Genomic DNA, 22,190 nt, shown 5'->3' on the forward strand with positions numbered 1-22,190 from the left:
TATTGTCATCTGCCTCATACCATAATAAAAGTAATCTTTCAAGTACACCTTATACCAAATTAGATGCTCTTACCCTGAGAGGGCACAGAGGAAGAGAAGAAAGAGAGTAATCTAAAATCTCCAATCCCCCATCTCAAATTGATACCCGTTCGCAAAAAAAATGCTACTGTAGGCAATATCCAAACCCTGATAGTCATCCCTCCCACATCTAAAATCTAAAATCTAACATCTAAAATGGTATGATTATCCCCTGGCACCTGTTATCACTTGGAAAAATTTAGGCGTGTACCTTTGTAAAAGACTACCCGCAGCCAGCGTTACTAAAGTGGCAATTGTTACTATCAACAAATATTGTACCATGACAGTTATCGAATTTGGATTTTTTGACAATCTCTCAAAAACTTCCTTCAAAACTGTTACCGTCGGTTCGTGAGAAGCATAAACAAAAAATGCCAAACCCGAAAGATTTAAACACACCTTTTGCAGCTTCCCAGCTACCAAATCGGAAGCGCACCAAATCGCCATCGTACCTACTACTCTCGTGCAGCATTCAAACAGGTGTTTAAAATTTTCTATTTCGGATGTTTGCATTATTGCCAGCACAACAGCCATCGCTAAGTATATGCCTATTATCAAACTTTTTCGTCGATTGAGCCAAGTTAAATCCAATTTTTGAACAGCAATCAGACATCCCAAATAAAAGAACAGTGGCCCCAACCACTGGATTTTAATAAAACCAAGTTGTAATTTCAGCAACCAAGGCGCGGCAAACAAAGCCAAACCTAGATAGGGAATCTTTCTAGCTACCAGTAAAAATACCGGAGATAGAATCACCATCGCGATTAAGTCCCGGACATACCAGAAATGAAAGGCGATCGGATAACCGTTTCTGTACCCCGTCAAACAATCTATAAAATTGGCGAAGCTGTAGTCTTCAATGTATTGTTTGTAATGACCTTGAATAATAGAACTGGTTGCCGGTATGTTCAAGACAATTAAGACCATTGCCAATAAAGCTAAGTTCCAAAATAAATAGGGAACCAGGAGAGTCCAAAACCGAGACTTGAGCTTTTCTACGTAAGAATTTAGCGATAAGTTAAAAGTTTTGAAAAAAAGCAATCCTGAAATAACAAACAAAAAAGACACGCAGGAACCACCCCAAGTGCTCGCAATAAAAGTCTGGAAAAATTTGTCAGCATATCCCACAGAATTTATAGACGAGTGAATAGTAACAATCCCAATAATTAGGGGGAGACGTAATAATTGAATTTTCCCAGAAATTTCAGGCGTAATTTGCATTTTTTACTGACTTAGTGTATGGATAGATCGACTTGTATTTACATTGAGAGGGAGCATCTCATATTTGTAAAAATACTTCTTCTGGCTCCTTCCTTCTTCCTCTTTCCTTCTGCCTCCTGCCCCGCAGCCTCGGGCCTCAAAACTCCAATCTCTAGCTGGGCTGCTTTCATTGAGATGCTCCCCATAGAGAGGGGAAATTACCGTAATCGGTTCGCCGTCAATGCTAAGATAACATCGATCGCGCATTGAGGTCAATTATGCCACGGCTTGCTTCTTGCGAAGTCTGGTTCGCCAACTTGCGATCGCAGGTTTGAGAATTTAAGATCGAGTTTAATCTTACTGTTATGATGCGATTGATTTTGTACAGCAAACCCGGATGCCACTTGTGCGAAGGGTTGCAAGAAAAACTGGAACAGATTGAAAGCCTGAAGTTTCAACTCGAAGTTCGAGATATTACCGAACGCGATGACTGGTTTCAAGCTTATCAGTACGAAGTTCCAGTTTTGTTTAAAGTGCAGCCTCCGCCAACAAATTCTGCTGGCGAGGCTGGATTCTCCCCTGAAGAAGTGTTACCCCGCCCTTCTCCCCGGTGTAGTGTCGCCCAATTGGAGCAAATGTTACAGAAATATTTGCAAATCGATCCGTCACAATAATACGATTTACCCAAAAACTCAGGTTTTAATCCTGACATCGGGGTTCTCGGTGTGCAGCTTACTCTAGGCAGATAGATTTTACATCGCGCACCAAAAAAAATTAGGCTTTGCACCGCCCACAGCAAAAACCTGTAGAGAGTGGCTCAAAAATCGGTTCCCCCAGTTATATTCAAGACATCCAAGTGAGGAGTTTTTCAGATGAAATTGAGAGAATTATTAGCAGCAGTTCCCAGCATTTCCTTTGATGCACAACATCCCGCCCTCGATGCCGAAGTCAAGGGTTTATCCACTAATTCCCACGCTTGTCAGGCGGGCGATTTGTTTTTGGGAATGCCGGGAACTCGGGTTGATGGGGGAGATTTTTGGCAAAGTGCGATCGAATCTGGTGCAGTTGCCGCCATAATTTCCACCCAAGCAGCCGAGAAAACACCTTCGGAAGACGGGGGTACTTGCGTCATCGCAGCAGCCGATATGGCTCAAGTTTGCGGTCAAATAGCAACTGCTTTTTACGGCAATCCAGCTAGCAAATTAAAACTTGTCGGCGTTACCGGGACTAACGGAAAAACTACAACAACTCATTTAATCGAATTTCTGCTCAATGAAATGCAGTTGCCGACGGCGATTTTCGGTACGCTTTATACTCGCTGGCCGGGCTTTCAAAAAACTGCACTTTACACCACACCTTTTGCGGTTGACCTGCAAAAGCAATTAGCAGAAGCTGTAGCAGCCGGATGCAAACACGGGGTGATGGAAGTCAGTTCCCACGCTTTAGCGCAGCAGCGAGTTTTAGGCTGTAGTTTTGAAGTGGCTGTGTTTACAAACTTGACTCAAGATCATCTCGATTATCACCGCGATATGGAAGATTATTTTGAGGCTAAATCGCTTTTATTTGGTTCGGATTACCTCGCAAATCGCGCTATCATTAATATTGACGACCCCTACGGGCAGCGGATATTTGAGACCCTCAAATCTGACCGAGTTTGGAGTTACAGCACTGTTCTGAAAACTGCGGATTTGTATGCTTTTGATTTGGAGTATCAGCCGAACGGAGTTAAGGGAATGCTGCACACTCCCAATGGCGAAACTGCTTTTTCTTTGCCTTTAGTCGGTCAGTTCAATTTATCAAATATGTTGGCTGCTGTCGGTGCTGTTTTAGAATTGGGTTTAGATTTGTCCGCAATTGTGGAGAAATTATCTCAGTTTTCAGGAGTTCCGGGACGGATGGAACGGGTGCAAATTAGCCCCGACCAAGATATTAGCGTTATTGTCGATTACGCGCACACTCCAGACAGTTTGGAGAACTTGTTGAAGGCGTCGCGGCCGTTTATTCCGGGTCAGATGATTTGCGTGTTTGGCTGCGGTGGCGATCGCGATCGCACTAAGCGGCCGATTATGGGTAAAATCGTTGCAGAATTAGCCGATTTAGCTGTTGTTACTTCCGACAATCCGCGCACGGAAAATCCCGATCGCATTTTGGAGGATGTTTTAGCAGGAATTCCCGCCGCAGTAAAGCCGATCGTTTTGTGCGATCGAGCCGCTGCAATTCGCACTGCTATTATGGACGCTAAACCCGGAGATGGCGTGCTGATTGCAGGAAAGGGACACGAAGATTATCAGATTTTGGGCACAGAAAAAGTCCATTTTGACGATCGAGAACAAGCGCGAGATGCCTTGAAAGCCAGAATGAATTCGGTTAACTGAATTCGGTTAACTGTTAACGGTTAACCGAATCCGGTTAACCGTTAACGCTTAGCTGTTCGCGGGGGGCGAAATTTGTTATATTTTTAAGTATTAATACCAAGGAAGAATCTGATTTGCACTACATTATAAGAGTAAATCAAATATTTTTCTAAAAGAATAATTATTGCTATGATAGAATTAACTGGCTATCAAATTTTCGCTCGGATTTATTCAGGCACTCGCACCCTAGTTTATCGCGGAACTCGCCTCTCGGACCAAAAACCGGTCGCCATCAAAGTCTTGCGGAACGAGTATCCCAGCTTCAGCGAACTCTTGCATTTTCGCAATCAATACACGATCGCCAAAAACCTAAATTTGCCCGGAATCATCCAAACCTACAGCTTGGAACCCTACCGGAACGGCTATGCGCTGATTGTGGAAGACTTCGGGGGAATTTCTCTGAAGGAATGGACGGGGAAAGGAAAAACCGTGCCATCTCTGGTGGATTTTTTCCAAATTGCGATCGACCTGAGCAATACATTAGATATACTTTACCGCCACCGCATCATTCACAAAGACATTAAACCCGCCAACATTCTGATTAATCCTGAGACTAAACAAGTCAAACTTATTGACTTCAGTATTGCATCTTTGCTGCCGCGAGAAACTCAAATGCTGATGAGTCCCAACGTAATCGAAGGAACACTAAGCTACTTATCTCCCGAACAAACAGGAAGGATGAATCGCGGCCTTGACTACCGCACAGATTTTTATTCATTAGGTGTAACTTTTTACGAATTGCTGACAGGAAAATTGCCATGTCAATCCAGCGATCCGATGGAAGTGATCCACTGTCATATTGCCCAGCACCCGCCATCTGTACGTGAAATTAATCCCGAAATTCCTGTTGTTCTCTCGGAAATTGTTGGCAAATTGATGGCCAAAAATGCTGAATGTCGCTATCAGAGTGCATTAGGGCTGAAAGCAGATTTAAAAAATTGTTTGCAACAACTCAATGATACAGGTAAAATTGAGAGTTTTGCCATTGGACGACGAGATTTTTGCGATCGCTTTATCATACCCGAAAAACTCTACGGCAGAGCAACCGAAGTCGCTGCATTATTAGCAGCATTCGAGCGAATAGCACACCCCTCTAAATCTCGTTCCCCACAAGAGCCTGCGAACGAGAGAAACCAGGGAAAAGAAGACTCACGCCTTACTAAGGGCGGCTGGGCGGACTCGAACTTATCCCGCAGCCAAATGATGCTAGTTGCCGGATTTTCCGGCATTGGGAAAACCGCTGTAGTCAATGAAATTCACAAACCCATAGTTCGGCAACGCGGTTATTTTATCAAAGGCAAATACGACCAATTTCAACGCAACATTCCCTTTAGTGCTTTTGTGCAAGCCTTCCGAGATTTAATGGATCAATTACTCTCAGAAAGCGACGCTCAGCTAGAACGATGGCAAAGGAAAATTATCAAGGCTCTTGGCGAAAACGGTCAAGTTATTGTAGAAGTAATTCCGGAATTGGAACGAATTATTGGCAAACAACAGCCTGTCTCGGAACTTTCGGGAAGTGCCGCCGAAAACCGTTTCAATTTACTATTTCAAAAATTTATCTCGGTTTTTGCTACAAAAGAACATCCCTTAGTGATTTTTTTGGATGATTTGCAATGGTCAGATTCAGCATCTCTGAAGCTTTTGCAAGTGTTGATGAGTGAAAAAGATAGTCAGAATTTGCTGGTAATTGGGGCATATCGAGATAACGAAGTATCTCCGACTCATCCATTTATGTTGGCAGTAGCAGAGATGGAAAAATCCCAAGTAACGGTAAATACTATTACCTTGGAACCTCTGAGTCAAACGGATATTAACGATTTGATAGCAGATACGCTCTCGTGCGAGATCCCTCTTGCTCAGCCATTAACCGAGTTAGTTTATCAAAAAACCAAAGGCAATCCATTTTTTGCCACGCAATTTCTCAGGGCGCTACAGGAAGATGGGCTGATTGCGTTTGATCCCACCCCCCTTTCATGCCCCCTTACGGAGGGGGGAGAGAGGGGGGTAACATCCCCCGTTATCAGGGGAGGACACAGGGGGGTAACAGGGGGGTGGCAGTGCGATATTGCCAAAGTCAAAGCCCTAACTATCACCGATGATGTTGTGGAGTTTATGGCGGTGCAATTGCAGAAATTGCCGCCAGAAACTCAGGATGTGCTGAAGTTGGCTGCGTGCATTGGAGCGCAGTTTGATTTGAATACATTGGCGGTAGTCAGCGAGAAGTCGCCGGAAGAAACTGCTGCGGATTTGTGGAAATCCTTGCAAGAAGGATTCATCTTACCAACCAGTGAAATTTACAAGTTTTATATAGGGAAAGAAGAGGGGAAAAGCACCCCCAACGTGCCAAATACCGCCGCTCAATTACCTCACTACAAATTTCTCCACGATCGGGTTCAGCAAGCTGCTTATTCATTAATTCCCGCTCACCAAAAGCAAGCCACCCATCTCAAAATTGGACAGTTACTTCTTCCGAATTTTTCCGAGGTTGAAAGAGGAGAAGAAGTGTTCGATATTATCAATCATTTTATCATTGGCTCGGAGCTAATAACGCAGCAAGAAGAACGAACCAAGCTTGCTAAGATTAGCCTCTTTGCAGGGCAGAGAGCTAAACTCTCAACTGCTTATGAATCGGCGACTAAATATCTCGCTTTCGGTTTAAGTTTTCTACCAGCTAATAAATGGGAGTCTGCTTATAAATTAACATTTACGATGTATCTAGAAAGCCTTGAGGCTGAATTTTTAGCAGGTCATTTTGAGGAAGCTGAAAATTTGATAGGAATCGCCTTTAGTTATGCCAACTCAAGTCTTGAGCGAGCCAAAATTATTGCGATTCAGCTAACTCATTATCAAAATAATGCCCTGTATCAAAAGGCGATTCAGGTAGGAATTGAAGGGCTGACACTGTTAGGCTTAGAACTGGCGATCATGCCAAACGAAGCAGAGTTAGAAGCGATGGCTCTGGAAGTTAAAAAAACCTTAAATCAGCGCGCAGTTGCAGGACTAATCGACGCACCACTCATTGTCGATGAAGAACGCCAGATGCAGATCAAACTGCTAATGAACATGGTACCGCCCACTTACCTAACTAATCAGGAGTTGTTAGTGTTGGTTGTTTTACACATGACCAATCTCTGTTTGCAATACGGGAATACAAATGTGGCGGGTTTTGTTTATGTTTGGTATGGAACAATTCTCTGCCAACGCTTTCAAGACTATGAATTGGGCTATGAGTTTGGACTTTTAGGGTTGAAGGTGAATGAAAAATTTCATAACACCAGCCTGAATGGCAAAATTTATATGTCCTTCGGCAACTTTATCAACCATTGGCGCAAGCACGTCAGTTCCAATCTTGTTCTGCAACAAGCTGCTTACCAGGGGGCAATGGAGGTAGGGGATTTTTCTTGGTGTCATCACAGTGCTCTGTTCAGTTTCTGGCAACAGGCGATCGTCTCAAGCGACATTCACAGTTTGCTGGCTCGACATGAAAAGTACATCAGCTTTGCGGAACGAACGGAGATTACGACAGCCTTTGCCCTAATTCTTCAGTGCAAGCTCCTAGAGAACTTGCAAGGGCTAACGATAGGGAAGTATAGCCTTAGCTCTGAAACATTTGATGAAGAGTCGGCGCTAGCAACGTTCAATGAAATTGGCTATGGCTATGGCAGTAGCACTTACTATTTCGCTAAAGCCTTTTTGTTTTTTACCTATGGTGAGTATGCTAAAGCTTATGAAATGTTAGTAGCGGCGGCAGAGTTTTCTAATACACTTTATGGACAATTTCAACGTGTTCTGCATTGTTTTTATCAGTCTTTGAGTGTATTGCAACTTTATGGGGTAGCAGCGGAGAAACTACCAAAAGATTATCAAGAACTTGTTCAGAATAATCGGCAACAACTTCAAATCTGGGCACACAACTGTCCTGAAAACTGTCTGTCCAAATTTCTGCTTTTAGAGGCGGAGATGGCTCGTGTTGCTGAAGAAAAATGGCCGGCTGCTGAGTTGTACGATCGCGCCATTCAACTCGCTAAAGAAAACCAATTCCTCAACGAAGAAGCATTAGCAAACGAACTCGCAGCTAAATTATACCTCAATTGGGGCAAAGAAAAAGTCGCTGCAGGCTATATGCAGGAAGCCTACTATTGTTACGCTCGCTGGGGAGCAAAAGCCAAAACCGATGACCTAGAAAAACGTTATCCCGATCTGCTGCGTCCCATCTTACAACAGTGCGTCCAACCCTTCACTATTTTAGAAACCCTATCCACCCTCACCAATCCCACCTACTCAAATCCTTCGATCACCCATCACACTACCTCAAGCACCTCCATTAACCAGGCTCTAGATTTTTCGACTCTGCTGCAAATCTCCCAAATGATTTCCAGCACGATCGACCTGGATGAGTTGCTGCAAATTGTGACCCAAACCATGCTACAAAACTCTGGAGCCGATCGCTGTGTACTGATGCTGTGCCAAGATCAACAATGGCAAGTGCGGGCGATAGCTACCTGGGAAAACATTAGCCTGCAAAGGGAACCCCTAGAGAATAATCCCACCGTTCCCGTTAAATTAATCCAGTATGTCAAAAACACCCTAGCAGCAGTTGCCATCGATCACCTCAAAACTGATCTGCCTGTGATTGACGATTATTTAGAGCACCACCAACCAGAGAGTTTGCTGGGTTTACCAATTCTAAATCAGGGGAATCTGGTCGGCATTTTGTATCTAGAAAATCGGATAACCAGTGGGGTGTTTAGTCGCGATCGTCTCCTAGTGCTGAATTTTCTCTCTAGTCAAGCGGCGATCGCTCTGGAGAATGCCCGCCTCTATCACCAAGTGCAGCAGACTTTGAATGAACTTCAGCAAGCTCAGATGCAAATGATCCAAAGTGAAAAGATGTCAGCATTAGGTAATCTAGTGGCAGGGGTTGCCCATGAAATCAACAACCCCGTTGGTTTCATTGCCGGGAACATTAATGAAGCTCATGCTGGAGTTCAAGACTTAATTGATTATTTGCGCCTCTATCAAGAAAAGTTTCCTCCATCCGAAGCAGAATTGATTGAGAAAGCAGAGGAAATAGATTTAGATTATCTAGTAGAAGATTTACCCAAAATGTTGAGTTCCATGAAAATAGGGTGCGAGCGCATAAAAAACATCAGCACCTCCCTCCGCACTTTCTCTCGCGCCGATACGGCCCATAAAGTTGAGGCCAATATCCACGAAGGCCTCAACAGCACTTTGATGATTTTACGCCATCGCCTGAAAGCGAACGACAAGCATCCGGAAATTGAAATCATTAAAGAGTACGGCAATATTCCCAAAGTAAAATGTTATTTGGGACAATTAAACCAGGTATTTATGAATTTGTTAGCAAATGCGATCGATGCCTTAGAAGAATCGAATCAAGGACGGAGTTTTACCGAAATTAAATCCCATCCCAATCACATAACTATTCGGACAAAAGTAGAAAGTGAAAAGGTAAAAATTTCCATCGCCGATAACGGAAAAGGAATGTCAGAAGAGGTGAAAAATCATATCTTCGACCATCTATTTACCACTAAAGACGTGGGCAAAGGAACTGGGTTAGGACTGGCGATCGCGCGTCAAATTGTAGAAGAAAAACACGGCGGCAAACTGAGTTGTTTTTCAACACCGGGAGAAGGAACCGAGTTTGTCATTGAGATTTTAATTGATTAAGAATTAGTTATCAGTTGTCCGTAGTTGCTTGTGAGTTGTCCGTTGTTGAGCGATATTATTAATCTCTCTCTTCTCTTCCTCTGCGTTCTCTGCGTCCTCTGCGGTTAAATTATTCCGATGCAACTGAGATGTTGCACCATTCTCAATAAACCTTTTATGAACAGGCAAGATGCCTGTTCCACAAGAAAATTTATCTCTTGTGGAACGGGCCGAAGAGCCCGTTCTTGAGAAGGGTGCAAGATGTGCGATGCAACCGCAATTGATATGACAACCAACAACTGACAACGAACTACTGACAACTGACTATTGCAGCGGCAAAAATACCGTCATCACCTCGCCCTTTTGGGGTCGCTGGCGAATTACCAACTTCCCGCCAGCAGCCCGAAATAAATTCTTAGTCACGCTCAAATTTAAACTCAAACTTCCCGTCTCCGGCTGCACCATCAACAAAGGCCCGATCGATCGCAAAGGAGCATTCGCCGCTTCTGCAAAAGTCGATGCGACATTACCTTCAGGTAAGTGTTCCGATTCCAACTGCAACTTTAACTGATCGCCCGCCAATGTCACCTCCACCTGAATGCGACTCCCCGAGGGCAAAGTTCGAGTAAAATTCTCAATCAAATTAGTTAAAACCTGATCCAACATCGTCGGATCGCTGACTACCGCAGGCAATTTTTTCGGCACAATAACTTCCAAAGTGTGGTTTCGCACAGTCGCCTGTTTTTGCCAGCGGGGAATGCTATTTTGCAGCACTTCACCGAGGGACATTGCTGTTAGCTGCACGCCCGAATTTTTGGCTTGCGACATTTCCAATTCCACGGCGCGGAAAATTAAACCGAAGCGATCGATCTGAGCGGTACACTCAGCATCAATCATTTCCAAACGCTTGACCACCACCGGATCGAGTTTGGGTCGCTTCAGCAACAATCGAGTCAGCGTGCGAATGGTAGCCAAAGGAGTGCGGACTTCGTGGGCGATCGCCTGTAGCAATTCCACCTCTTTAGTAGCCAGAGGAATTGGAGATTTGCAGTTGATATCTGTAGCCGATAACTTTTTATGCCTCGGACTCAAACCATCATCAATTCTTTCATCCTTTACCCGGCCTGCTTCATCTTTCCCAACCGGCAAATTATGCAACAGCAAGCGGCTGAACTGCATTACTGTTTGATAATTGGGTTCCACAGGCAAAAACTGCTGGAACAGCGCGTCTAATTTACTAGAATTATTAGTTAATTGGCTAACTGGTAAATTGAAGCTGCCGTCAGAATTGGCAAGCAAACATTCGCTTTCAGTCACCCTGCGCCGCAAAACCTCCCAAGCTTTGGCGACTACTTGCGGATCGAAAGAAAATAGAAAAGCCGGAATTCCCGCAGAATTTTCACCCAAAACCATCACCAGGCTAAAACTAGCAGTTAAAACCAAACAAAACTGCTCGTGCGCCAAAGGATCGCCACTTGCCAAAGCCAAAGCCGGGGCCGCCGCAGGCACTGATGTTTGCACATCAGCCGCCGGCATTAAAGCTAAAGTTTGTCTAGCCCGAAAAGACCACAAAGCTGCATCGTTGTCGGGAATACTGGTAAAAATCCAATTGGCAAAGCCGTTGGCCAAAGCGGGGTCAGTCAAAACCGAAGACGGGCCAGACAAAACCAATCCCTGACAGGAATTGGGGATTGTCGATCGACAATTTGCTCGATCGACATTTGTTTTTTGTCCTGCTTTTTGCCGATCGAGCATTTGATTCAAAGCTGCGATCGCCCCGTACCATTCCTGTTCAGCTTTCAGCCGAGAAGCCCCACGGCTTACAGGACACCGATGGCGGTTGTTTCCTCCCGCCAACTTAGCATCAAAGAGACTCAGGTCATTTTCTGGGCCTTCGGAGGCTAAAATTTCGCTTATTGTCGGTAAAAAGTAAGTATTCACAGTTATAAACCCACCTTCGGAGGCATGAAGGGTGAAGTATTTATGTATAGGAAAGTTCAGGAGTTAGGAGTCAGTCGATTTTAGATTTTAGATTTTAGATTTTAGATTTACCCCACAGATAAATCTGGGAGATTGAACTTTGCTCTAAAATTTTTATCTTTCCACGACTTAAGTACGTGGCACGGTATCCGTTTTTGGGCTGGGTCAAGCACCAGCACGATCGAAAAATCCCGCATAATTTCTTGCACCTTCCTCCTAACTCACAGGATATCTACATTTGTCAACTAACGATATTGGCAGAACCGTACCAATAAGTCGCAATCTCCGCGCTTGGGGCGATATTTTGGACGATCGCCCTGACAACAGTGCAAAATGAAGTAAGTTAAACACCGTGCTTTCCTTATGCCCACCTCGATCGCCGACTCGAAAAATCTGCTGTCAGACTTAATGGCACGCTACCGTCACCAAGTCGATTATCTGGCAATTCGACTGGAAGAAGCCGAAGGCACCGACATCCTGCTGCGGGGCGAAAAAATTGAAACCCTCAGCGAAGGAGTCTCAATTGGCGGCCAAGTCAGGGCTTGCCACAAAGGCGGTTGGGGCTTTGCCAGTTTTAACCGACTTTCCACCCTCGCCGAAAGAATCGAAGAAGCCATCGCCGCGGCCAAACTGATCGGCGAAGAAGAAACGATCCTGGCGCCAGTTACGCCAGTACAAGACATTTGCTTGCTGCCGCTGACAGGAACAGACCCCCGTCTGGTTCCCCTAATTGACAAAAAGCAATTGTGCGATCGCTACGCGGCCATCCTCCGCAGCATTGACCCCCGCATCGCCACAATCTCCGTGCGCTACGGCGACAGCACCCAGCGCATCATCCTCGCCACCTCCGAAGGCACCATGCTCGAACAAGGTTGGGCAGACATGGAAATGCGCTTTGCCGCCACGGCCCGCAGCGGGGAAACCGTACAAACCGGCCGCGAAACCACCGGTTCCCGCAAAGCTTACGAAGATTTAACCGATCTCGATGTTCAAGTTCGCAGCGCCGCCCAGAGAGCCGTAGATTCCCTAGCCTTACCCCCCGTCCAAGGCAACACCTACACCGTCGTCATCGACCCAATTTTGACCGGATTATTCGTCCACGAAGCCTTCGGACACCTTTCCGAAGCCGACATGGCTTACGAAAATCCCGACATTTTGGAAATTATGACCCTTGGGCGCCAGTTCGGCCCCAAAAACTTGCAAATTTTCGACGGTGCAGCGCCAGAGGGACACCGGGGCAGCTATGTCTACGACGATGAAGGCACTCCGGCGACTACTACTCAGTTAATTAAAGACGGCGCTTTAGTCGGGCGGCTGCACTCGCGGGAAACGGCGGGGAAGTTGGGAGAAACGCCTACTGGCAATGCTCGCTGTTTGAATTATCATTATCCGCCGATCGTCCGCATGACGAATACTTGGATCGAACGAGGTGACACGCCAGTTGCTGACTTATTTTCTGGAATCAAAGAAGGGGTTTATGCGCGCAATTGGCAAGGCGGCACGACTAACGGCGAAATGTTTACTTTCAGTGCCGGCGAAGCTTGGATGATCCGCGACGGAAAACTGGACAATCCGGTGCGGGATGTTACTCTTGCGGGTAATGTTTTCAGCACTTTAGCCGATATTGAGGCGATCGGCGACGATTTCTACTGGGATGAATCCGGCGGCTGCGGCAAGGCTGGACAAAGCGGTTTGCCCGTGGGCTGCGGCGGCCCAAGTTTGCGGATTCGCGATGTCGTTGTTGGTGGCGAAGCTGCTGAGGAGGATTGATATCAAGTCCGCTTAAATTCACATCAGGCATCATTCTTAGGAACAGGCTTTCCGCCTTGTTCCTAAGAAAATTAAATTTTCTGGTGGGGTGTCCCACCCGCCCCAAAAATATAGAAATCTTAATCCTAGATTTTTGTTGGCATTCCGAGATTTAATTCTACATATCACTGACGTTATCTCGGCGAGAGCACCCCGGAGTCGGGGAGGAGTTACAGCGTTTTGATTTGCTACCGCTATCTTTAGCTAATAACAGTTTTTGAGATGTAGTAAACTGATTTTCCGATCTTAAACTGTTTTCGGGTTTTTGAGTAACAGCTATGGCGCTAGCCAATAGTGCGCTTAATAAGGCCAATTGTTTCAGAGTATACATTGTGAAGTTTTAGCTCAAAGTTTCTCCTTCCCGATACAGATTTTTTTTTGCATATCCGGAACTAATGGCGGTTAATTTTTAGTTTGATAAATTCTGAATTCCTTCGTTAATATAAAAAAAGCAAAATTTACACAAGTAATAAGTCAGTAGATTTCGCTTTTTTTTTGCAAAAATAGCCATTTATTTGGGTTTATCTCCCGCCGCCTCGTGGTGGCGGGGTAGTTGGATCGTTGTTATCTGCGTAAAAGGTCTGAGTCTCGGCTACGGCGGTTAAAATTTCTGGAACACTGTTGTCTTGAGCAAAAAAGGTCGATCGAGTTTCTAAGCTTTGAGCATTAACTGCGCCAGCACTCAGTAACAGGCTTGACATCAGGATGGAAGAGTAAACGCGCATCATAAATTTTGGTGTTTGTATTTTCCCCTTCTTGATACGCAGTCTGTACTCTGCTATCAGGATAAAAAAATAATTGTGGCGAAGTCATCAATTAGTAAGTGACTGCACCTGCAATTTTTTTGATTTTTGGTTAAAAGCGGGTGAAATCCATCGTCTAGCTCGCTTGTTCGCGGGTAATTTCTAATTCTCTGCTACTTGCGGGCAACCAGCAGAATTCAAGACCATGTTCAAAAAAAGAATGCTACTCTTCTATGCCCGTATTCCCAACCCTGGTAGCTATAAATCATTCCCAAATCTCAAATCTCAAATCTCAAATCTAAAAGGGTATCGCCCCTGGAATCCTTTTGAAACAGTCTTCCAAGAAAGAAACAAAAACCGCCAATTGTAAAGTTTTACTACTTTTATGATTAACTTCATAATTTATTGAGTTGAAGCGGCAACCCTGGGATTAAAGACACAACAGGAGAGTACCCAGGCGCGCCATCAGCACGTTACATATAAATATCTTGGTGAATGAGATTCCTTAAAGGGGGCAATACCTAATTTTTCACATTAACTTCATAAATCGTTGCTATTGTATTTTTAAATAAATTGTGAACCTTTTATTTTTTCTGATTTTTTCTGATCTTGCTTTGTGACAAGAGCGCTTACGCGCCCTTCCGAAGGAGGAGTCGAAAGCGGTTGGGGAAAAAAAGCCCCTTCACAAAATCGTGGATTGAATCTCAAATCTCACCTCTCAAATCGACTAACTGGCACGCAGGGATTAAAAAAACCTGGTTTTAAAACCGCTATCGCGGAGTCAATCTCAAATATCAAATCTCAAAGCGACTGACTTGCACATCTACCTGCAGGAATAGCGAGTCGAGGGTTGACGAGTTGTCCAAAACAACATCAGCTTGTTGACACTTTTGAGCTAGCGGCAACTGGGCGTTAATGCGGGCATTAGCTCGATCGTAACTCAAGCCGTCTCGCTGCATTAGTCGTTCTAACTGCACTTCGGGTGAACAGTACACTACCCAAATTTCGGTACACAAGTCAGTCATGTTAGCTTCAAACAGCAGCGGCACTACCAAAACCAAAGTCAACGTGTCAGCCTTGGCACAGAAACCGGGTTTTTTTTCAACAATACTCGGTTCTAGCTTTTGATGATGGTAAAACAAGTCGGTTTCTTGAGTCTTTGTACCTAAATCCTGTGTGCCTTGGGATACCAAACTCGATGCAGCAATGCAGCTTTGAGTTTCCTCAACTAATCGGCGCCGCACGTAAGGGTGAATCTGTTGTTCCAACCACTGCCGCTCGTCTGCGTTACAAAAAATAATACTTCCCAACTCTGGCCGATTTAAATTGCCGTCCGGGAGCAAAATACCCGCGCCGTATCGTTTTACAATAGAGTCAAGTATTGGCGAACCGGGGTTCACAGCTTCGCGGGCGTAAATATCGGCATCTAAAATCGGAAATCCACAGGCATCTGCCAGATAATTAGATATGGCGGTTTTACCGGTGGCGATGCCCCCAGTTAAACCGATCCGACGGACAATTAGATCGCTCATAATTTTCTCTGTTTAAACTTCCTGTGTTTCGACACTTACTGTCAGTCTTTGCTATGTTGGTGACACAATCAAATTTAGACTTAAATTTTAAGATTTGCGATCGAGAGTTCGCGTTAGGAAGTGTCAGCATAGGGGTGCGATCGACTCTTTTTTACCTAAAATCTCAATTTTAAACTCGAATTAAGGTCTAGACCGAGGCAAACTTATGAATGCTCAACGTGCTGTGCGGTCGATTATGGCAGCAATTCCCTTTGCTGGATTTTTGATAGTAGATTTTTTGCCCAACCTGGTTTTCCTCAAAGAAAACAGCAGCGGATGGGTACTCGTGGCAATTTATCCCCAATCTCAAATTGCTGCAGCACAATCTATTACTCCAGCCCCAGACGGCACCGGAACCGCTGTCACCGCCCCAGGTACAGGGTCGCCTCCTCGCTACGACATTCAAGGCGGCACTACATCCAGAGACGGAGCAAATTTGTTCCACAGTTTTACTCGGTTTGGCCTGAATGCTGGCGAAACTGCCAATTTCATCTCCAACCCAAGCGTTAAAAATATCCTCGGCCGCGTTGTCGGGGGCGACGCTTCCTTAATTAACGGCCTAATTCAAGTTAGCGGCGGCAATTCTAATTTGTTGCTGATGAATCCCGCAGGCATTATCTTCGGAACAAATGCCCGACTCGATGTGTCCGGGTCTTTTTTGGCTACCACCGCTAACGGTATCGGTTTTGACGACCGTTGGTTCAACGGTACAGGGGCGAACGATTACGCCGCCCTAGTCGGAACGCCGAATGCTTTTGTTTTTGGTGCACAGCCGGGGAGTATTGTCAATGCCGGTAACTTGGCTGTCGGAACCGGGCAAAATTTGACTTTGCTGGGCGGTACGGTCATCAGTACAGGGCAACTTTCAGCCCCAGGCGGTCAAATTACTGTGGCGGCTGTCCCAGGCGAAAATCTGGTGCGGTTGAGTCAAGACGGACTTTTGCTGAGTTTAGAAGTTTCTCCGGCGGCGGGAGTGTCGGGTTCCGAAGCGGTTCCCTTCTCTCCCCAGAGTTTACCTCGGCTGCTTTCGGGCCCCGGCGTGGCTAACGCTACGGGTATAACTACGAACGCTCAAGGTGAAGTCGTGCTCACAGGCGGCCAAACAGTGCCTGCAGGTGCTGGAAATGCGCTGGTAGGGGGTTCTGCGGACGTGTCTGCCAGGGGGGGCGTCGGAGGAAGCGTCAACGTGTTGGGCGACAAGGTAGGGCTGTTTGGAGCGAAGATTGAGGCTTCGGGGCCGGACGGCGGCGGAACGGTGCGGATCGGGGGAGATTACCGAGGCGAGGGAACTGTGCCGAATGCCAAGATGACTTACGTGGATGGCAAAAGTTCGATCGCCGCCAACGCAACTGAATCAGGCAACGGCGGCAGAGTTTTGGTCTGGGCTGACAACACAACAGCATTTTTGGGCAGCATCAGCGCAAAGGGCGTTTCTGCAACGGCAACCGCAGGGGTTGGGGGGTTTGTGGAAGTTTCGGGCAAGCAAAGATTGATTTTTAACGGTAGTGTTGATACCTCTGGCACAAACGGTTTGGGGACTTTGCTGTTAGATCCAGACAATATTTTCATTACAGATTCCCCAGAAGCTGCGGGCGATGCGGAAATAATTGCCAACAATAATATTTTGGCAACAGGAACGCTACCAGGACAGCCAAACAATTCTGAGCCTTCGCTGACAATTTCGGCTACAGCTTTGGAAAGTATGTCGGCTACGTCAAATGTGGTTCTCGAAGCCCTCAATGATATTACAATTGCTGATTTGGCGGACAATCAGTTGAGCTTTCAAGCAACTACTGGTTCGGTAACATTTAGAGCAGATGCCGATGGCAATGGTGCGGGTGCTTTTTCGATGAATTCTGGAGATACAATTAGCACCGGTGGCGGTGCGATCGCCATTTCTGGAAGTCAAATTACTGCGGGCAATTTGTCGAGTAACGGCGGAAATATTAGTTTGATTAGTCCGGGTTCGACTATTGCCAACAATATTTCTTCATCCAATCCCAGCACCGGTAGCAGCGGGAATATTGTACTCGACGGCCTGAACGTAACGGCCCAAAAACTTGAGGCCAGCGGCCCGGAAGCGGCGGGAAATGTAACTGTGACGGCTCGGAATGTTCTGGGAGTGAGCTTCGTCGCAGGGGGTTCGGGAAACATTACTTTGACTGGTAATGAAATTAATTTCAAAGGCGACAAAAATTCAGTCAGCGGTAGTGGCTTTTTGGTACTGCAACCTTGGAGCCCCGGTCAAAATATTGCGATCGGCGGTTCTGGAGATGTCGGTACTAATATTTATTTGAATCTGACGGCAAACGACCTCGGAAGTTTGGAAAATGGGTTTGCTGGAATTACGATCGGCCGCAGCAACGGTATCGGTTCAATTCTCATGGCCAACGATTTCACATTTTACGATCCGCTAATTATTCAATCGCCGGCGGGTTTGGGAACAATCACTACCACAAATTCCCTGACAGGGGCCGACAATGCCTCAATTACTCTCAAAGCTGACGGCAATATCCGTACCGGAAATATCACTACCAACAATCAGGAAATTCGCATCGTCAGCACCGCAGGCAATGTCACAACCGGTCAGCTAGTTACTGGAACTGCCCGCACTATCAACACTTCTGTCAATTCTTCCCAAGATATAGGCAATTCGGCGGGAGAGGTTAGTGTTACCGCACAGGGTACGGTGACGGCCGGGGCGATCGACACTAGGGGCGATCGCGCGGGGAATGTGACGCTGACGGGACGCAATGGAGTCACTGCAGGCGCGATCGAAGCTGGCGGCTCGAAAACACCGGGAAATATTACTTTAACCGGCAACGAAATTGACTTGACGGGTGACAAAAATTCGATCGCCAGCAAGGGCAATCTCGTGCTGCAACCGGCTGATCCCAGTCAAAATATTATAATTCAAGGTTCTGGCGATACAGAAGCTCTGAACTTGACTGCTGCTGAATTGAACACTTTTCGGAATGGGTTTGCTTCGATCGCGATCGGACGTTCTGACGGTAGCGGTGCGATCTCGATTGGTTCTCCAGCGCCCAATTCAACGCCGAATTCCACGCCAGTAGCGGTGACATTTCAAGATCCGACGACGATTCAATCGCCGTCGGGCACCGGCGCGATCGTGGGAACGGGTGCGATCGTCGGCACTGATAACGCCACCATCTCTCTGATGGGCGGTACTGTAGCCGTCGGAGACGTTACCTCGACTGCGGGGATTAACATCACTAGCAGTCAAGGCAAGTTGACTGCTGGTACGGTTTCATCTCGCTCAACTTCCGGGGTGGCTGGCCCTATCAATATTCGCAGCGCCGGTGCGGTAGAAACCGGCAACATCGATGCTTTTGGTGCCAGAAGCGGCGGAAATATTTCGATTGCGGCGCCGGGCCGGATCGTTACAGGGGTGATCAATTCGAGTTCGCAGTCGGGAAGTGCCGGTTCGAGCCAAATTACCGGGCAGAAAGATGTTGAAGTTGTTTCGATCAAAGCTCGTGGCAATACGGGTGGCGATGTGGCAATCGAGGCTGGGGGAGCGTTTCTGGCTGCGGGAACAGGAACGGCTGCTGAGCGCGCCCAGGTCAGCATTTCTACAGACGGGCTGGCTCGATCGGGTTCACAGACGCTGCTGCAAAGCACTTGCCCGTCGGGAACCTGTACGGCGGCGACTGTTGGGACGGGAAACTTGAAGTCGAACACTGCCACTTCCTCAACTGCGATCGGGCCGCTGGCGATCGTGCCGAGTCCGGCACCAACTACCACCGTGGAACTGAAAACTACAGCCAATTCTCAACAAATTGTGACTCAGGTGAGTATCGGCCCTGCAGCATCGGTGCCCAAGAGCACTAACGCAAATGTCTCGCCAGAACCTGCTGCTGTCTTTGTTGAGGCTCAGTCGAACGAGACTGCGGCCGGCCCGGTACTGCTGTCGCCGTCCGTGTTACAAGACAATTTTGCCCCGCCTGCAGCGACAGAAAACCGTAGCGCGGCAACTGCACAGAAGCCCGCGAGTGCGGTAACAGCAGAAAGTATGGGGAATGTGAGGGTTCCTGAGATTTCTCGATCGAGTTCGATGGCGCCAATAAATCCGATCGACGCAGTGCAGCAAAGGGATAGAACTCAGGGCCGGGAATTTGAACGTTACTTTGGGGGCACTGTCACTGAAAAGTCAGTCACGCAGCAAAGTATTCGAGATACTCTCAGCAGCGTCAATCAGTTGACAGGGGTTAAACCGGCCATCCTTTACGTGTGGGCGAAAGAAAAACATTTAGAACTTGTGTTGTTATTGCCAGACGGCAAAAATGTTTTTAAAAGCGTGCCTGCAAGCCGCGAGACAGTCCTGCAAGTTGCTAAAAAATTCACTAATGCTATCAGAAGTCCCAGGAGATTGAATACTGCTGACTACAAGCAACCTGCCGAGGAACTTTACCAGTGGTTAATTGCACCGCTGCAACCGGAATTGGAGGCTAACAAGATTGACACTTTGGTGTTTTCGATGGATGTCGGTTTGCGAACTTTGCCTTTGGCTGCTCTTTACGACGGCAAGCAGTTTTTGGTAGAAAAGTACAGTTTGGGGCTGATTCCGAGTTTGAGTTTAACTGATACTCGCTATGCCGATGTTAAGGGATCTGAAGTGTTAGCGATGGGTGCGTCGAATTTTCCTGCCAAATACGATCAAAATCCTTTGCCTGCGGTGCCGCTGGAAATATCGACAATTGTGGGCAAGATTTGGCCGGGTTCGTCTTTTCTCAATGAAGCTTTTACTTTGGCAAATTTGAAGCAGAAGCGCAATCAACCGCAATACAAAATTATTCATTTAGCTACTCACGGCGATTTTCAGCCTGGGGGAGCCCAAAATTCTTACATTCAGTTTTGGGATACTAAGTTGCGGTTGGATCAGTTGGATCAGTTGAAGTTATCTAACCCGCAGGTGGAGTTGTTGGTTTTGAGTGCGTGTACTACGGCGGTGGGGGACGAACAAGCTGAGTTGGGGTTTGCAGGGTTGGCGGTGCACGCGGGGGTAAAATCAGCTTTGGCGAGTTTGTGGTATGTCAGCGATGTTGCTACTTTGGGGCTGATGACTGAGTTTTACCAGGAGTTGCGTACAGCGCCGATTAAGGCTGAGGCTTTGCGACAAGCGCAGTTGGCGATGTTGCGGGGAGAAGCGCGGTTGCAAGATGGTTATTTGGTGCGATCGGGCAACAATCAAGCTCTGCCTTTGCCGTCGGAGTTGACTGCCAGGGGCGATCGAAATTTCTCGCATCCTTATTATTGGGCTGCTTTTACCATGATCGGTTCGCCTTGGTAATTCTGAAGGAACAGGGTGCGATGCCCAAAAAACCGGGAGAGAACAAGTCGCAAAACTCGGAGGATGGGAATACGTGACATACTCCTACATTAAGCTGAGTACAGCTATAATGTAGGCTTCTGGGCGACTCCAGCTATTGCTTCGGACATTAACTGAGCTTTAAAGACGGGATGACCCACCGCCCTATTTTTTATCACGATAGCTGCATTATGATCGCGGTCAAGACTGCATCCACAATTCGGGCAGTCATGCCATCTTTCATGCAGCTTTTTTGGTACTTTTTCACCGCAACTAGAACAATCTTGTGAAGTGTTATGAGCACTTACTGGAATCACCAACAAACCAGCATTTACGGCTTTATTTGTTAGAATCGACAGAAAGCTTGACCACCCCGCATCCAACACAGATTTAGCTAGTTTTGTACGAGCAAGTCCCTTAACATTCAAGTCTTCAAATGCAACAACGTCATATTTTTTCAAAAGACGGTTAGCAGTTTTGAAATGAAAGTCTTTACGTTTGTCTGCTACTTTTTTGTGAAACTTCCCCAGTTGCTTAACTGCTTTTTGCCTGCGGTTGCTGCCTTTTTTACGACGCGACACCCGCTTCTGAATAGTTCGCAAGCGTTTTTGAGCTTTGCGGTAATGTTGAGGAATTGCTACAGTCTCGTTTTCTGAGGTTGTCAAAAAATCCTTCAGTCCCATATCAATTCCAGCAATCTTTTGAGGATTGAAGTCTGGCTTACTCTCAGGGACTGTTGAATCTTCCAAACAGAGAGTCAAATAATACCCATCAGCTTTTTTGGTGAGAGAAACGGTCTTGATTTTGAATCCATCAGGTATCGAACGGTGTAAAACAACTTTAACTTTTCCGAGCATTGGCAAGTTGATTAAGTTGTTTTGTAGACAGCCGTCTTTAACTTGAGGATAGGTGAACGTGCGGTAGCGACTGCGCGGTTTAAATCTAGGTCTACCGCTACGTTTTCCGCTGCTATCACCTTTTAAGAAACGATCGAACGTTACCTTAACTCGCTTAACTACATCTTGGAGGACTTGAGAATAAATTTCGGCATACCAAGGGTGAGTTTTTTTGAGTTGAGGTAACGTCTTTTTCTGACTGTAGTAATCGGGATTGTCCCGCAGTTCAGGCAAGTAGCAAACTAGCGGACACGCATTGATGGAAGAGCGGTTTTGTTCGTACCAGTTGAATCGATCTGCTAACAAATAGTTGTATTGTGCACACAACATTGACAGCCATCTGTCAATCTCAGTGGTTTGCAACTTTGTTGGACGTAATCGATACTGGTAAGAAACTCTCATTGCGTGGGAAATATTAAATTGCAGTCGTCACTTATCAATTAGTGTCAATGTACCTGAATGCGTTACTTTATGTCAAGTGCATGAGTGAATATTTT

The 22,190-nt window shown here is 46.3% G+C and carries 10 protein-coding genes; 5 read left to right on the forward strand and 5 right to left on the reverse strand.

Features of this window, described 5'->3' with window-relative positions; all coding sequences use genetic code 11:
* Positions 1 to 243 precede the first annotated feature (243 nt).
* Positions 244 to 1,299 carry an acyltransferase gene (locus QUB06_RS26795; protein ID WP_333437859.1) on the reverse strand — a complete coding sequence of 352 codons (1,056 nt, stop codon included), beginning with the start codon at positions 1,297 to 1,299 and terminating at the stop codon, positions 244 to 246.
* A 347-nt stretch (positions 1,300 to 1,646) separates the two neighbouring features.
* Here QUB06_RS26795 and QUB06_RS26800 point away from each other — a divergent pair, with 347 nt between their 5' ends.
* From QUB06_RS26800 to QUB06_RS26810, 3 genes are all read left to right on the forward strand, one after another.
* Entirely contained in the window at positions 1,647 to 1,952 is a 306-nt protein-coding gene (locus QUB06_RS26800; RefSeq protein WP_333437875.1) for a glutaredoxin family protein, read from the forward strand.
* A gap of 198 nt (positions 1,953 to 2,150) precedes the next feature.
* Entirely contained in the window at positions 2,151 to 3,653 is a 1,503-nt protein-coding gene (locus QUB06_RS26805) for a UDP-N-acetylmuramoyl-L-alanyl-D-glutamate--2,6-diaminopimelate ligase (RefSeq protein WP_333437860.1), read from the forward strand.
* Between the two features lie 168 nt (positions 3,654 to 3,821).
* Positions 3,822 to 9,386, forward strand: a complete 5,565-nt coding sequence (locus QUB06_RS26810) for an AAA family ATPase (RefSeq protein WP_333437861.1) — start codon at positions 3,822 to 3,824, stop codon at positions 9,384 to 9,386.
* Between the two features lie 303 nt (positions 9,387 to 9,689).
* On the opposite strand, the gene QUB06_RS26815 is transcribed toward QUB06_RS26810, so the two are convergent.
* The gene (locus QUB06_RS26815) at positions 9,690 to 11,306 is read right to left on the reverse strand and encodes a HAMP domain-containing sensor histidine kinase (protein ID WP_333437862.1); all 1,617 of its coding nucleotides are present in this window, start codon (positions 11,304 to 11,306) and stop codon (positions 9,690 to 9,692) included.
* Between the two features lie 402 nt (positions 11,307 to 11,708).
* On the opposite strand from QUB06_RS26815, the gene QUB06_RS26820 reads away from it, so the two are divergent.
* Positions 11,709 to 13,115: a TldD/PmbA family protein gene (locus tag QUB06_RS26820; protein WP_333437863.1), complete on the forward strand. Its 1,407-nt coding sequence runs from the start codon at positions 11,709 to 11,711 to the stop codon at positions 13,113 to 13,115.
* 560 nt (positions 13,116 to 13,675) lie between these two features.
* Here QUB06_RS26820 and patX read toward each other — a convergent pair.
* Positions 13,676 to 13,882 carry a heterocyst-inhibiting protein PatX gene (gene patX, locus QUB06_RS26825; RefSeq protein WP_333143413.1) on the reverse strand — a complete coding sequence of 69 codons (207 nt, stop codon included), beginning with the start codon at positions 13,880 to 13,882 and terminating at the stop codon, positions 13,676 to 13,678.
* A gap of 809 nt (positions 13,883 to 14,691) precedes the next feature.
* Positions 14,692 to 15,429, reverse strand: a complete 738-nt coding sequence (gene coaE, locus QUB06_RS26830) for a dephospho-CoA kinase (RefSeq protein WP_333437864.1) — start codon at positions 15,427 to 15,429, stop codon at positions 14,692 to 14,694.
* Positions 15,430 to 15,634: 205 nt separating this feature from the next.
* On the opposite strand from coaE, the gene QUB06_RS26835 reads away from it, so the two are divergent.
* Positions 15,635 to 20,779, forward strand: coding sequence for a CHAT domain-containing protein (locus QUB06_RS26835; RefSeq protein ID WP_333437865.1), 5,145 nt, complete (start codon positions 15,635 to 15,637; stop codon positions 20,777 to 20,779).
* 104 nt (positions 20,780 to 20,883) lie between these two features.
* Here QUB06_RS26835 and QUB06_RS26840 read toward each other — a convergent pair whose 3' ends face one another.
* Entirely contained in the window at positions 20,884 to 22,095 is a 1,212-nt protein-coding gene (locus tag QUB06_RS26840) for a transposase (RefSeq protein WP_333437866.1), read from the reverse strand.
* Between the last annotated feature and the right edge of the window lie 95 nt (positions 22,096 to 22,190).

The sequence above is a fragment of the Microcoleus sp. D2_18a_D3 genome (assembly GCF_036702455.1).
Classification (GTDB): Bacteria; Cyanobacteriota; Cyanobacteriia; order Cyanobacteriales; family Microcoleaceae; genus Microcoleus.